The following is a 14934-nucleotide window of genomic DNA, read 5'->3' on the forward strand; positions in this document are numbered from 1 at the left end:
AAAAAAAAGACCCAATGGATGTTATCCATTGAGTCGTTATGCTGAGCGATTACACTTGGATGCCTAAACTTAAAGGGAACTCCGATAAATTTCAAGTACATCTTGCTTATTCAGTTTGGCGAAATTGCCAAACGGGCCGAAGCGAACAGCCTTATCTGCCATGGCCTCCAGTTTACTATCATCGATTTCATAATCCGCTAACCGGCTTGGAGCACCAATTGAATCCCAGAATGCCCGCAACGCCGCAATTCCTTCTTCAGCAATTTCATGATCGGTTTTGCCATTTATCTCAACACCAAATACATTTATAGCTAGACGTTTGAATCGAGCCACGTCATGATGCAAATTATGTCTCATCCAGTTCGGGAACAAAATAGCTAGTCCTCCACCATGTGGAATGTCATAGACCGCCGAGACGGCATGCTCAATATTATGTGTTGCCCAATCACCGCTAAGTCCCATATTTAACATACCGTTTAAAGCAAACGTACCACTGAGTAGAATCGTCTCACGATATTCATAATTTTCAAGATCAGCAATTAACTTAGGTGCCGTTTCGATGACAGTACGAAGTATCGCCTCACAGAATTCGTCTTGTACTAATGTATTGCTCTCTTTGTGGAAATAATGCTCGAAGACATGTGACATGATATCAACCATACCATAAACCGTCTGATCTTTCGGAAGTGAAAATGTGTGCTCAGGATCTAGAATAGAGAAAGCTGGATAAGCTAAAATGCTGCCCCAACCTAGTTTTTCTTCTGTAGCTTCATTAGAAATAACTGAGTTTCCATTCATTTCAGATCCTGTAGCTGCCATTGTCAGCACAGTTCCAAGTGGGAGGGCATTTTGAGGGATCGCTTTACGTTCGGCGAAATCCCACATGTCACCGTCATACTTAGCCCCAACCGCAATGGCTTTCGAGCAGTCAAGTACACTTCCTCCACCTACCGCAAGCACCAATTCTATACCCTTGGATTTGCACAATTCTACCCCTTTGTGAACCGTAGATAGGCGTGGATTGGGTTCAACACCGGACAACTCTGTTACCTCTGTTCCGAGTTCTTGCAGGATTGAAATAACCTTATCGTATAGTCCGCTACGTTTGATGCTACCTCCCCCATAAACAAGGAGAACCTTACTTCCATAGTGTGGTACTTCCTTCTTCAACGCCTCTAGTTTACCCTTACCGAAGATCAGTTTCGTCGGATTAAAATATTCAAAATTATTCATTTTTAATTGCCTCCTGGCTGTATTATTCAACCTATAACTAAGTATTAGTCCTACTGTCATACTCCCCCCATTATACTGCGATCAGGTAAGTGAAAACAAACGAACTCTAGTATATAAAAATAGGATGTCCCAAAAGTTGGTTTTTTACAAATGAGACATTCTCATCTTCAACTGAAACTTCTTAAAGAAAAAAATAGCAAGCCTCCAATAAAACGGAGGCTTGCTATTTGACGTTGTATCACAGCGATTGTAGAAACGTTCCGTTCGTGGAGCGTCCGAATCCTATTCGTATCCAACTGACCGCAGAAACCGCCGGAATGCTTCCCTGCCTGTAGCATCCATTTTGAACACGCCTGCATGTCCTAAGATTTCTGCGAACTTAAGTCCCACTTCTCCACGAAGTAATTCTTCAGCATCTACAGTTGTGAGCGATGTACCAAAACGGTCCACCAATTCTTTGATCCAATCACCATGAACGGCCAAATGCGATCCAGCATTGGATATTACATCTTCATACAGCGCCTTATCTCCGCTTAGTATTCCAGCAATATCAGCCAATTCTTCCTTAAGACGTCCTGGTAAGATTGCTAGCCCCATCACTTCGATCAAGCCGATATTTTCTTTCTTGATATGATGCATCTCCCGGTGAGGATGATAGATCCCTTCTGGATGCTCATCATTACATCGATTGTTGCGCAGCACGATATCCATTTCATATCCACCATCAGCTGCCCGGCGCATAATTGGAGTAACCGTATTATGTGGAATGGACTCCCCATTTTCCTGCGTGAAGGCGAGCACATTAGCGTCAGGATCACTGTACATCTTCCACTTTTCATACAAATCATCAGCAGCATCAAGTACTACAGCTGGGTCATGTCCATTCAAACGCAACACAGTCATGGGCCATTTCACCATACTTACTGTAATACCTTCAAATTGCTTGTGTAGGAAGTTAGCCTCGATTGGCGCCTTCTCCAGTGGGAACGTGTGTCTTCCCCCCTGAAAATGATCATGTGTCAAAATAGACCCGCCAACGATCGGTAAATCTGCATTAGATCCGATAAAATAGTGCGGAAATTGTGTAGTAAAATCTATCAGCCGTTTGAACGTATCTCTCGTCAGCTTCATTGGAACGTGATCATGGTGGAACACGATACAATGCTCGTTGTAGTACACGTAGGGCGAATATTGGAATAACCAAGGTTCCGCATTTAATTCAAGCGGAATAACCCGCAAATTTTGACGTGCCGGATGGTTAATCCGCCCCGCGTAGCCAACATTCTCCCGGCATAATTGACATTTTGGGTACACTGGTGGCGGTAGTAATTTGGCCATTGCTATTTCTTTTGGACTCTTCTCCGGCTTAGAGAGGTTAATGGTAATTTCCATATCTCCATAAGCTGTAGGCTGTTTCCAATATATATTATTGGCAACACGATCCATCCGAATATAATTACTACTTACGGAGAGCTTACAGAATTCATCCGTCGCTGCTTGAATTCCTTTTTCGCTCGTCGTCTTTCGGAAGGATGCAATGACTTCCGAAGGTCGCGGAGTTAATAGACCCATAATCTTGGCATCTAGCAAATCCCGATACGTATCAGAGTTCTCTGGAATAAGTCCGATAGCAAACCCATAATTGATCAGCACTTCAAGAGGTTGCTGAGGACCAGTCAAAGGCTCAAGCTCTACAAACTCCCCTATAAAAGGTTCATCCGAACCAAATAACTCTAGCAAACGATTACGGGAATATTCAACGTCCCACCAATCAATTAAACCTTGTTCCAGTGCATAGTGAACGAGTCGCTCGATCGCTAGTAAAGCATCTTGTTTGTTACTCTCTGCTGTCACGTTCGTTCACTCCCTTATTTATCGTTATATCCGTTAGGATGATTATTATGCCATTCCCAAGCGCTGCGAATAATATCATCCAATTTATCCCGTTTAGGCAACCATCCTAGCACAGATCTAACCTTATCCGATGAAGCGATCAGCACAGCAGGATCGCCCGCACGTCGTGGACTAATGATCACAGGGAAATCTCTACCTGTCACATCGCGCACTTTGGAGATGACCTCTTTCACCGAGAATCCTTGCCCATTACCTAGATTGAACACATTACTATCTCCGCCGCCAATCAAATGTTCGACTGCTAGTAAGTGAGCATCTGCGAGATCACTTACATGAATATAATCGCGTACACAAGTACCATCCGGTGTTGGATAATCATCACCAAATACTTGAATAGATTCACGCTGGCCTAATGCAGCTTGTAGTATAAGAGGAATGAGATGAGACTCTGGCCGATGGTCTTCTCCGATGGCTCCACTTTCATGAGCCCCAGCAGCATTGAAATACCGTAATGCTACATATTTTATGCCAAGCACCTGATCGAACCAAGCCATCATCCGCTCCATGGTCAACTTCGTTTCACCGTATACATTTGTTGGATGAGTAGGATCTGTTTCTTCGATTGGCACTTTGTCTGGTTCACCATAAGTTGCTGCCGTTGAAGAGAAGACAATTTTACGTACATTTGCAGCATCCATCGCTTCTAGCAAGCAAAGCGTTCCATATACGTTGTTATCGTAATATTTAACTGGATTCTGCATGCTTTCACCTACTAGAGAGTTAGCGGCAAAGTGAATGACCGCTTCAATCTCATTCTCAGTAAATAACTTAGCAAGAAGTTCCTTATCCCGTAAATCTCCCTCATATAACTTACCGCCAAGTAAAGATTCCCGGTGTCCTGATTGCAAATTATCAATCACAACTACTTCTTTCCCCCGGTTTAATAGTTCCGCCACTGTATGGGAACCGATATAACCGGCTCCTCCTGTTACTAGAATCGCCATGGTCAATTCTCTCCTTTCATCTCATGAACTCCGTTACCAACGCCACATACATAGAACTCGCCTTCAAGCCCAGTACGGCTCTTATAAGCCTTACCTACATCTGAGACAAACTTATCGACTGAATCTTCATGTACAAGAGAAACGGTACAACCACCAAAACCAGCTCCAGTCATTCGAGCACCCAGTGTACCCTCGATCTTACGAGCCTCTTCAACCATGACATCCAGTTCCACACAGCTAACCTCATATAAATCACGTAATGAATCATGTGAAGCATTCATTAAACTTCCGAATTTCTGTAAATCGTTATCTCTCAAAGCTGCTACCGATTCCAATACTCTTGCATTTTCCTCTATAACATGTGTAGCACGTTTGAGTAGAATTTCATCCTTGAGATTACCCTTTAATTGTTCAAAGCGCTCTGGCTTCAGATGAGCTAAGTACCCAAGACCTTGTTCATGTTGCTTAAGGATCTCTAGTGCTGTATCACATTCTCCACGACGCTCATTATATTTAGAATCGACCAAACCTCTGCGTTTGTTCGTATTACCAATTACGATTTTGTATGCACCGGTACGGAATGGAACTAGCTCGTATTCTATCGTGTCACACATCAGTAGAATCGCGTGATCTTGTGCACCATTAGCTACAGCGAACTGATCCATAATCCCGCTGTTTACTCCAACATATTGATTCTCTGCTCTCTGTGATAGAAGGGCAATTTCAACTGTATCGCACTCTTTACCTTCCATAGACAGTAGCGCATACGCAGTTACTACTTCAAGAGATGCCGATGAAGACAGCCCAGCACCATTTGGTATTTCACCGTGAAAAAGTAGGTCATATCCTGAAGTCAAACTAACATCAAGTTTGTTCAGCTCTACAATGACTCCGATCGGATAATCTACCCATTCCTCGATTTTGTGAGAGCCGATCTCTTCCACATTAATTTCAGTCTGAAAAGGAAAATTTGTAGATGCAAACGTCACTTTACGGTCTGAACGTCTCCGAACTGCTAACGTTGTACCAAACTCTAGCGCTGCTGGTAGTACATAACCACCGTTATAATCAATATGCTCACCGATCAAATTGACCCGGCCTGGTGCATTAAAAATGCGTAATGATTCGTTAGTATCTCCGTAACGTGATATAAACAATTGTTCCATTTCCTGTTTCATCATGTAATTACACCTCGTCCTCAAGGAATCTTAACTTCTTGTTCTCAGTATAAATATTTTCCCTAGATTTGATAATGTATCTTTGCGAGTTCTATATGGATAAATGTGACTTGTCGAAGTACAATAGAAATGTGCTGTCCATTCAACCACATCCACTAGGAGACGATACCTATCATACAAGAATCATATAATGCAGCTGCCAACCCTCAAGTATATGAAGAAGGAGACTTACATGTCCTATTCGTCGGCGAGAGTCAAACCCCTGCTGAACACCGTCTAGGTCCCAAAGTGTACGATTATTTCCTGCTACATTTTGTGGAGAAAGGTAGGGGGCAATTTGTAAATGAATCCGCTGTCTATGATTTAAATAAAGGAGACTGCTTCCTCATTCATCCAGATCAACTCGTTAGCTATGCTTCCGATCCCATCGATCCCTGGCGTTATCGCTGGATTGCTTTTACGGGAAAAACTGCCACCGAACTCGTTATAAGCGCAGGATTCACACCACAGCTTCCGGTATTCCGTGCCGGCCAGTGTAGTCTGATCTCCGGACTTTTAGACGGCGTTCTTCAAGCTTTTAGAAATAACAAACCGAGTTCCCATCTGCTCTCACTTGGTTATCTGTATCAACTGATGGCGGAAGCCAAAGAAACATTGATCAAGGAATCCCCACTCCCTTCTGGTGATTCCGGTGTACAAAGGATCGTCAAGCAAATGATCCATTATATGTCCAGCCAATATGCGCATCCCGTTTCCATTGAGCAAATGTGTGCTAGCTTGGGATATAATCGCGCTTATTTATCTCGCATCTTTAAAAAAGAGACCGGTATTACTCCTGTGACATATCTGCTTAAGCTACGGATCGATAAATCACGGCACCTGCTACGCGGACGTCCGGAACTGTCCATTGAGCAGATTGCCTCATCTGTTGGTCTGACCGATCCCCTTTATTTCTCACGCCAATTTCACAGATTTTACGGCGAATCACCGAGTCAATATCGGAAGTCAGTTACGGGCCAATCACAGGTCCCTAAAGAAAGAAACCCCAATCCAAAACTATAGGATAGGGGTTTACTTCCCTAAATAGGTTTATAGGGGAAGTTGTATGTTCAGTTATCACCATGTGATCCTAGAATTGTCTCAACACGTGCTAATTCTTCATTGGTAAAGTCTAGATTTTCGAGCGCCTTCACATTCTCCTCGATTTGACTCACACGACTAGCCCCGATGAGAGCTGAAGTGACTTTGCCACCACGTAGTACCCAAGCAAGTGCGAACTGTGCCAAACTTTGCCCACGAGCCACTGCAATTTGGTTAAGTGCATGTACTTTACGTAATGTCTCTGGCGTAACATTCTCCTCATTAAGAAATACACTTGAACTCTTCGCACGGGAATCATCGGGAATACCATGCAAATATTTATTAGTAAGTAAACCTTGAGCCAATGGGCAAAAGGCGATACTGCCAACCCCGCTATCATCCAATACATCCTGCAATCCACCCTCAATCCAGCGATTCAACAAAGAATAACTCGGTTGGTGGATAAGCATTGGTGTACCAAGAGCTTTAAGAATCGAGACCGCCTCAGCCGTCTGCTCAGCGGTATAGTTAGAAACTCCAACATATAATGCTTTACCCGAACGTACGAGATGGTCTAGAGCCATCATCGTTTCTTCCAGCGGTGTTTCAGGATCAAAACGGTGGGAGTAGAAAATATCAACATAATCTAAACCTAATCGTTTCAAGCTTTGGTCCGCACTGGAGATCAAATATTTGCGTGAGCCCCACTCACCGTAAGGGCCAGGCCACATTTGGTAACCAGCCTTGGAGGAAATAATCAATTCATCGCGATAAGGCGATAGATCGTTCTTTAATACTTTTCCAAACATTTCCTCAGCAGACCCTGCAGGTGGTCCATAGTTATTCGCTAGATCAAAGTGAGTAATCCCAAGGTCAAAAGCTTTAGTTATCATTTCACGACCGTTCTCATATTGATTCACACCGCCAAAATTATGCCACAATCCAAGTGAAATAGCTGGAAGCTTCAATCCTGAACGACCCACACGGTTATATTTCATCGATTCGTAACGTGCTTCATTTGCGTTATATACCATATTTTCGCCTACTTTCCTCAGTTCTTCTACCTCTCAAAATATCATAGCCTCTTCTTATTTCTTTAGCAAGAAACCGTTTTCTATATGACTAGTTTGATCCCTGTAACAACTTATGAACCTGTCCCAGAACAGATCCGATAGGTTCTGTAATGTGTAGATCGGCGCGATCGTCATAAGAAGTTGTTGAAGCATTCAATAATACGGTTCGTTCACCTTTAAAATAAGTTACAAGATGGGCCGCAGGCTGAACTGTGAGTGAAGTTCCTCCGATCAATAGCAAATCCGCTTCCCTAATAGCGTTGACGGCATCCTCAATTACCTGGTCATTGAGGTTTTCCCCATATAGAACAACATCGGGTTTAACAACCCCACCACAACCAAGGCACTTTGGAACCATTTCGATGCTAGTCATGATCTCATCTAAACTATGAAATTGGCCACAATTCATACAGAAATTCCGATGAATCGAGCCGTGTAACTCTAGTACATTTTGATTGCCAGCTAACTCATGCAAGCCATCTATATTCTGTGTAATAATTGCGTTTAACTTCCCATCCTTCTCTAATTGCGCTAGAAAATGATGAGCCGCATTCGGACGAGCTTGTGGATGAATCATCTTTGATTTGTAGAAATCAAAAAACACTTCAGGATGCCGACCAAAAAAACGCCGACTCAAGATTTCCTCAGGTGCATAGGGTGACTCTTTCTCCTTCTTATATATACCTGCCGCTGAGCGAAAGTCAGGAATTCCACTCTCAGTTGAGATACCTGCACCGCCAAAAAACGCGATCTTATGACTGTTCCTTATCCAGGATACCAATACTTCAGTCTTTGTCAAAGTCAACCTTATACTCCTCCTTTATGGATCAACATCAGCTACAGAATTCCATAATTAATCCTATTCTACCGTGATGCTTGTATAATCTTGAATAATCAAATCGGCATCATGCAGATAGGGTGATCTGCCTTCCTCAATACCGAGACCGATCGTCATCATAACCCCAGCTGCTTTGCCCATCCTCATATCTACATTGCTATCACCAATAACAACAACCTCATTGGGCGAAACTCCAAGTTCTCGGCAAGCCAGAATTACCATTTCAGGATCCGGTTTCCCGTGAGTCACGCGATCACGCCCGACCATACTTTTGAAATATGAGGATAGCTCTACCCATCCTAAGTGTTCTACAGCTTCGCTGGTTCGATCAGAAGTAACCACACCAAGCAATATACCAGAGTTACGACAAGCTTCTAACAACTCACAAATTCCAACTATAGGTTTTGCAGGACGTAATTTCTTAACTTCAACCATAGCAGTAGAACTAAACTGTGCGACCAACTTCAATCCTTCGTCCCAAGGAACTCCCACCTCGTAAAGTTGCCAGGCAAGCAAAGCGGTAATCTCCTCTTCGGTTCCCATCGCAAGGGGTCCTGTTCTATCATAATCAATCATTAAACCCTGTTCATCATATTTAATCCCAAGCAAACTAGGCAGTGATGTCATTTTCTTCTCTATGTCTATGCTATACAAATATCCTTCCATTAAACTCAGCAGTATCTCCACCCATTTTCCCCATAATTGCATGAAGTCTAGTAAAGTACCATCTTTATCGAACAAAATGGCTCTACATGGGATAGGTCTGCCCTTTATTCTAAGGACTGTCATTACAGCGCCTCCACATCAAATGATTTCTATTCTTAGCTCCATCTTATCCTTGTCCCATTGTAACTCTAAATTGCAGCTTGTTACAAAGACATAAGCTATTGGGCATTACATGTAATTACTATAGACTTAAATGATCGATTGCTAGAAAAAGCGGAGTACATATGATAGAATTTAAGGAAGACTTTAGCGTTCTAAAGTTAGAAAACACAATATATGTAGGGGGAATAGAGATCATGGCACCTAAAAAAATGCGTTCAGATATGATCAAAAAAGGCTTTGACCGTGCACCTCACCGTAGCTTATTACGTGCAGCTGGTGTCAAAGAGGAAGATTTCGGTAAGCCTTTTATAGCAGTATGCAATTCATACATTGATATCGTTCCCGGACACGTACATTTACAGGAATTTGGTAAGATTGTTAAAGAAGCTATTCGCGAAGCTGGCGGAGTTCCGTTTGAGTTTAATACCATCGGAGTTGACGACGGAATTGCTATGGGTCATATCGGGATGCGCTACTCTTTGCCAAGTCGGGAGATTATCGCGGATTCATTAGAAACCGTCGTATCCGCTCACTGGTTTGACGGCATGGTCTGTATTCCAAACTGCGATAAGATTACACCTGGTATGATGATGGGTGCACTTCGCGTAAATATTCCTACGATATTCGTCAGCGGCGGCCCAATGAAAGCCGGAGTTGATAGTAAAGGTAACCGACTTTCATTAACATCCGTCTTTGAAGGTGTCGGCGCTCACCAAGCAGGAAAAATTAACGATGCTGAACTACTAGAATTAGAGCAATACGGTTGTCCAACGTGCGGCTCTTGCTCCGGTATGTTTACCGCCAATTCCATGAACTGCCTCGCAGAAGCACTGGGTATTGCGCTTCCAGGTAATGGTACGATTCTGGCTGTTGCAGAAGAACGCCGTGATTTTGTTAGACAATCAGCTACTCAACTTATGAAACTAATCGAAATGGACCTTAAACCACGCGATATCGTAACAAAAGAAGCACTAGATAACGCTTTTGCTTTAGATATGGCGATGGGTGGTTCTACAAATACAGTACTGCATACTCTAGCTTTGGCTCAAGAAGCTGAAATTGATTATCCAATAGAACGTATCAATGAAGTAGCTAATCGTGTACCGCATATCTCCAAATTAGCTCCAGCTTCCAATTATTTCATTGAAGACGTTCATAAGGCTGGTGGCGTTAGCGCCGTACTCCATGAACTACTCAAGAAACCAGGAGCCATTCATGGGGATTGTATCACGGTTTCAGGCAAGACAATTGCTGAGAACGTCGCTGGATGCGAAATCCAAGATTTGAACGTTATTCATGCTATCGACAATCCGTATTCTGAGAAGGGCGGCCTTGCAATTCTATACGGAAACCTAGCTCCTGAAGGCTCTGTTATCAAAGTTGGTGCCGTAGATCCTTCCGTCGGCGGCTATCATAAAGGCCCAGCCATCTGCTTTGATTCGCAAGATCAAGCATTGGAAGGCATTGCAAATGGTAAAGTGAAGGAAGGTCATGTCGTTGTCATTCGTTATGAAGGGCCTAAGGGTGGTCCTGGGATGCCTGAAATGCTGGCACCTACTGCGCAAATCTCCGGTATGGGTCTGGGCGCTAAGGTCGGCCTAATCACAGACGGACGCTTCTCTGGAGCATCCCGCGGGATCAGTATCGGACATATCTCACCTGAAGCTGCTGAAGGTGGACCAATCGCCTTTGTTGAGGACGGCGATATCATCGAACTTGATTTGAATAATCGTATTATCCAGTTGCATGTTGATGATGCAGAATTTGAACGTCGTCGCGCTAATTGGAAAGGGTTTGAGCCGAAAGTGAAAACTGGATATTTGGCTCGTTACTCGAAATTAGTTACCAATGCCAGCACCGGCGGTGTCTTGAAAATTTAATATACTGAAGCAGGAAAAAATAAGGGGTGTCCCACAAGATAACTTGTGAGACACCCCTTATTTATTAATTATATGATAATTCATAATAAGACCAAGTAGCATTATCTTATGTCAGAGAAGTGCTGAAAACGGCCTCTGTCTCTTGTACTTCCGTTATTTCGCTAGTTCCTTCTTGTTGTTTACGCCGGTCATCTTTCAATTTCCGATGAGAACCACCATCAGAATATCTCTCGAGTAATAGTTCAATCGGCATTACGAGTAGTTTCGGAACAAGTTCTTTTGGAGAAGATTGCTTCAGTCTCGCTCCACCTGAAGGATGAATGACACTCATCAGGAATTTAAGATATATTTTGCTGGTTTTGGCAAACAAACTATTGGGTAGATCCATCACAGTGAACCCTAATTGTTCTGGTCCACGATTAATCATCGTAACACCATAAAGTGCTTTGACATCATGTAATTCCGGATGTTCTATTACATATTGCGCTAATTCAGGTAACGTCTTCTCTACTCCCCGAATCATTTGAATGGCGAGATGAATTGAACTTCTGGATCGTGTACCGATTTGAAAAAGTTTTTTGTTATCGAAGTGTAATTCTAAAACCCGATCTCCACTTACAAGTGGAATATCGCCCACCATCGTAACCGTCTCTCCATGATAAGGCCTAGGGCGGAAATAAAATATGGGGTCTTCTTGATTCGTTGTCTTTAATTGGAATAAGAAGTGAAATATTCTCTCCCATAACAACCACAATGAAACGATGAATTTTTTGGTTCGTGTTAGTGCAGGTTTTGCTCGATGCTGAGATTTCTCACCTACTGGGGATGAAGAGGCAAACGCCCCTTTCTTCTTGGTCGCATGGCTGATTTCAATCATTTCGTCAATCCGAATACTTTGGAGTCCACGTTGCTGTGCTTCTTGTAGCACACGTTCCAAAGCTATGAGCATTTGCACCGGTGCGTCAGAATTTGCACCTAATGTAGTACCACAATCATGAAGTAAAAATACTTCTCCACCACGAAGCTTTTTCATCATTCGTTTGGTTAAACGATCTGCACCAATACGTTGCCGCCAATCACCAAACATCGCAGACCACAAAACAATTTGGGTCTCGTTTCTCTTAGCAAAATCAAACAAATTTACAATTCCCCACGGGGGACGATAATAATGAGTTGTAACACCGGTAATGTCATGAATAATCTTGGTAGTTTTTTGAATCTGCTTCTTCACCGTTGCGGGCGCCATAAGCCAATTCGTCTTATGAACATAATTATGAATCCCAATGAGATGACCTTCTTCATGCATTCGCTGAACTAATTCAGGATATTTCTCCGCATTGGATCCCACAACAAAAAAAGTTGCCTTAGCACCATAAAGCTCCAATAAATCCAACAACTTTGGAGTATATATTGGATCAGGACCATCATCAAATGTAAGGGCAAAGTTATCTTTACTTACACCGTGTCGAAAAACACGGAATCCAAATAAACGCGTAATTACGCCGGGTATGAAGGCATACAATGTTGATATGTAAAACAACCCCAGCAGCAAAGTCTCCATGTCGCTTTCCCCACTTTTCTATGATTCAATGACTTTGACATGCCATTCAATTAGCATATCCTTTATTTTATCATACACGCACAATAATTAGCGCATTATTTTGGAAAAGAACATGAAGTTTCAATGATGAACTTAATTAAAAATTCATGTATTATTTACTTGGTAATTTCGGTCTTTCATTCCTGTGAAGCCAGCAGATTCATCGTGCGCCGGAATAACGCTGCGGCTTGATGAAGGGAACCTGGACGACGATTTTGCACAAGTACGGCAACAGCATACCGCGGTTCCTCAATTGGCCCATAACCAATAAACCATTGATTATTGGACGCCTTCCCGTCTTTCAACACCTCTGCAGTGCCGGATTTACCTGCAAGATTCCAACTAGCACCTTGGAGCGAAATCCCTGTCCCATCCGTAACAACTTCTCTCATCCACGAGAGCAACAGTTTAGCTGTACGTGGTGAAATTTGCCCGAACGGTGATGTAATTGTTTGAACTGGAAAGTTAACCATTGTCGCTCCGTCTTTGAAGTTTACCTCGCTCACCAAACGTGGAGAAATCACTTTACCACTATGTAACAACGTTACAATCATATTGGCCGCTTGAAGTGGTGACATCATAACATCACGTTGACCTAATGCTGTCTGCGCTCGAACGCCACCATCCGCAGTTGTCGTTTTACCAAATACAATACCAGCCTCTTCTTGATCTATTTGGGAGAAGACTTCTCCATCTAGAAATGAGGATTCATTCCACCCAATCTTTTGTGCCAATCCGAGCTTAGATGCCGTTATCGCAATGCTTGATGCTTTTAGCCGCTCGCCAAGTGTTGCAAAAACAATATTACATGATTTTGCGAACCCCTCTTCTAGTGTGATATCACCGTGACCTCCTTCTTTCCAGCATGAAAGTCCGTACTTACCATAATGGCCTGTGCAATGAAACACTTCTGAGGGTGAAGTTAACCTTTCTTCCAATGCGGCGGCGGCAATGACTGTTTTAAAAATCGAACCTGGCACAGCCGCTTTTACTGTATGGTTACTCCAACTCCCCCCCTTCAAATCAATATGCTGTGGATTGTAGAATGGTCTAGAAACCATGGAGACCACATCACCTGAATTAACATCCAGTACGACAATGGCCCCTTCCTCCATATTCGCCTGCTCGGTAAGTGCCTCGATCTCTTGTTGAATACGATAATCAACTGTAGTCCTAACCTGGAGCGGATAATAACGATTGTCCATACCCTTTACTCGAGTCCCAATTCCGATAAGCGGACGCTTCTTACCATCAACAGTATAGAATGCTCTAGTTGATCCTATTCCTCTTAAAAAATTATCAAACGTTCTCTCAAGCCCTGAGGCGCCTACTAACATGGTCAGCGGAACCGAACGATTCTGTTTGCTCTCTGCTTGGACTTTCCTAATAACGTCCGGGCGTTGGGCTACATATCCTAGCCATTGACTTCCTGAAACCGCTCCCTTGTACCGTGAAACACGGGGAAGTACTTCGAAACCATCCACTTTGTCCCATTGTTCAGCATCTACTTGACTCAACTTAATAGGTGTCCCTTCTTTACCGACCAATTCTGACCAGACATAGGGCTTTTTTAAAGTAGTCCATTTATGCTCTAACTGATCTGATGTGGTGTGTAAAAGTTCAGCTAGCCTTTGAAGTTCATCAGCTTCTGGAAGTTTCCTTACGGGAAAAAGAACAGGTGACCAAATGACGTCTCCGGTTAATGGCATTCCATTACGATCTATGAAATGTCCCCTTCCCGAATCCAGTTCAATTCCTTCTTCTCTCTGCCGGACTGCCATTTCATTCATAGTTCTACCACCCACTGTAACTTCCCTGAAGGCAGAACGGTATTGTATCCAGAGTATCCGAACAGAGAACAATATAAATATAGATATAAAGATCATCAGAATATAGAATATGCGTTTTTTACGTAGTAATGACAAGATATCCCCTCCCTTTCATTCACTATTATTTCCTGGAAGAGACTTCTGCACACCCGGAATTAGGAGATTGCTTTCCCCTCCCGCCATATTTCATATTCAATAACCAAAACAAAGCGGCCTTCCCGACTAAGGGACGACCGCTTTGTTTTGTTATTGAAAGCATAATTCGAATAATTAAATAGTGAATCTGGATAACGATTCCTTTAATCCACTGGATACTTTCTCTAACTTACCCGATAGTTGAACCAACTGCTCACCAACGACCTGCTGCTCGCTACTGAGTGAAGCAACCTCTTGAGAGGTAGCAGAAGATTGCTCTGCTACTGCACTGACATTACTCATCGCATCGGTCATCACATTCTGGGATTGGTTTAATTCATCAATCGATACAGTAACTGCATCTAGATAGTGAACGAAACCTTCCATTTGTTGTTGCACGGA

11 protein-coding genes and 1 pseudogene are annotated in these 14934 nt (G+C 43.0%); 2 read left to right on the plus strand and 10 right to left on the minus strand.

Annotated features, from left to right (window positions below; translation table 11 throughout):
- Positions 1–69 precede the first annotated feature (69 nt).
- The 4 genes from EJP82_RS24310 to EJP82_RS24325 form a co-directional block, all read right to left on the minus strand.
- On the minus strand, positions 70–1233 hold the full coding sequence (locus tag EJP82_RS24310; RefSeq protein ID WP_127194660.1) for an iron-containing alcohol dehydrogenase: 1164 nt from the start codon (positions 1231–1233) through the stop codon (positions 70–72).
- A gap of 282 nt (positions 1234–1515) precedes the next feature.
- The gene (locus tag EJP82_RS24315; protein ID WP_127194661.1) at positions 1516–3087 is read right to left on the minus strand and encodes a UDP-glucose--hexose-1-phosphate uridylyltransferase; all 1572 of its coding nucleotides are present in this window, start codon (positions 3085–3087) and stop codon (positions 1516–1518) included.
- Between the two features lie 14 nt (positions 3088–3101).
- Positions 3102–4091 (minus strand): UDP-glucose 4-epimerase GalE, encoded by a 990-nt coding sequence (gene galE / locus EJP82_RS24320; RefSeq protein WP_127194662.1) that lies wholly within the window; start codon positions 4089–4091, stop codon positions 3102–3104.
- Positions 4092–4093: 2 nt separating this feature from the next.
- Positions 4094–5272: a galactokinase gene (locus EJP82_RS24325; RefSeq protein ID WP_127194663.1), complete on the minus strand. Its 1179-nt coding sequence runs from the start codon at positions 5270–5272 to the stop codon at positions 4094–4096.
- A gap of 168 nt (positions 5273–5440) precedes the next feature.
- Here EJP82_RS24325 and EJP82_RS24330 point away from each other — a divergent pair, with 168 nt between their 5' ends.
- A complete protein-coding gene (locus tag EJP82_RS24330) occupies positions 5441–6331 on the plus strand; it encodes an AraC family transcriptional regulator (protein WP_127194664.1) in 891 nt (296 codons plus the stop codon).
- A 47-nt stretch (positions 6332–6378) separates the two neighbouring features.
- Here EJP82_RS24330 and mgrA read toward each other — a convergent pair whose 3' ends face one another.
- The 3 genes from mgrA to EJP82_RS24345 all read right to left on the minus strand — a co-directional run bounded on the left by mgrA (position 6379) and on the right by EJP82_RS24345 (position 9049).
- Positions 6379–7383, minus strand: a complete 1005-nt coding sequence (mgrA, locus tag EJP82_RS24335; protein WP_127194665.1) for an L-glyceraldehyde 3-phosphate reductase — start codon at positions 7381–7383, stop codon at positions 6379–6381.
- 88 nt (positions 7384–7471) lie between these two features.
- Positions 7472–8221, minus strand: coding sequence for an NAD-dependent protein deacylase (locus EJP82_RS24340; protein ID WP_127194669.1), 750 nt, complete (start codon positions 8219–8221; stop codon positions 7472–7474).
- A gap of 60 nt (positions 8222–8281) precedes the next feature.
- Complete coding sequence (locus EJP82_RS24345) at positions 8282–9049, minus strand: HAD family hydrolase (protein WP_127194666.1); 768 nt, start codon at positions 9047–9049, stop codon at positions 8282–8284.
- 233 nt (positions 9050–9282) lie between these two features.
- On the opposite strand from EJP82_RS24345, the gene ilvD reads away from it, so the two are divergent.
- Positions 9283–10968 (plus strand): dihydroxy-acid dehydratase, encoded by a 1686-nt coding sequence (gene ilvD / locus EJP82_RS24350; RefSeq protein ID WP_211350278.1) that lies wholly within the window; start codon positions 9283–9285, stop codon positions 10966–10968.
- 106 nt (positions 10969–11074) lie between these two features.
- Here the strand turns inward: ilvD and EJP82_RS24355 are convergent, their stop codons facing one another.
- The 3 genes and pseudogenes from EJP82_RS24355 to EJP82_RS24365 form a co-directional block, all read right to left on the minus strand.
- Positions 11075–12529: a polysaccharide deacetylase family protein gene (locus EJP82_RS24355; RefSeq protein ID WP_127194667.1), complete on the minus strand. Its 1455-nt coding sequence runs from the start codon at positions 12527–12529 to the stop codon at positions 11075–11077.
- A gap of 176 nt (positions 12530–12705) precedes the next feature.
- Complete coding sequence (locus tag EJP82_RS24360; protein ID WP_211350280.1) at positions 12706–14493, minus strand: peptidoglycan D,D-transpeptidase FtsI family protein; 1788 nt, start codon at positions 14491–14493, stop codon at positions 12706–12708.
- Between the two features lie 174 nt (positions 14494–14667).
- Positions 14668–14934, minus strand: a pseudogene (locus EJP82_RS24365) (methyl-accepting chemotaxis protein); the annotation flags it as partial.

The sequence above is a fragment of the Paenibacillus anaericanus genome (genome assembly GCF_003994475.1).
In the GTDB taxonomy this organism is placed as follows: domain Bacteria; phylum Bacillota; class Bacilli; order Paenibacillales; family Paenibacillaceae; genus Fontibacillus; species Fontibacillus anaericanus.

Coding starts and splice junctions, on each gene's coding strand:
- EJP82_RS24355 (WP_127194667.1), bottom strand. CDS start 12,529: ATGGAGACTTTGCTGCTGGGGTTGTTTTACATATCAACATTGTATGCC.
- galE (WP_127194662.1), bottom strand. CDS start 4,091: ATGGCGATTCTAGTAACAGGAGGAGCCGGTTATATCGGTTCCCATACA.
- EJP82_RS24325 (WP_127194663.1), bottom strand. CDS start 5,272: ATGATGAAACAGGAAATGGAACAATTGTTTATATCACGTTACGGAGAT.
- mgrA (WP_127194665.1), bottom strand. CDS start 7,383: ATGGTATATAACGCAAATGAAGCACGTTACGAATCGATGAAATATAAC.
- EJP82_RS24310 (WP_127194660.1), bottom strand. CDS start 1,233: ATGAATAATTTTGAATATTTTAATCCGACGAAACTGATCTTCGGTAAG.
- EJP82_RS24345 (WP_127194666.1), bottom strand. CDS start 9,049: ATGACAGTCCTTAGAATAAAGGGCAGACCTATCCCATGTAGAGCCATT.
- ilvD (WP_211350278.1), top strand. CDS start 9,283: ATGGCACCTAAAAAAATGCGTTCAGATATGATCAAAAAAGGCTTTGAC.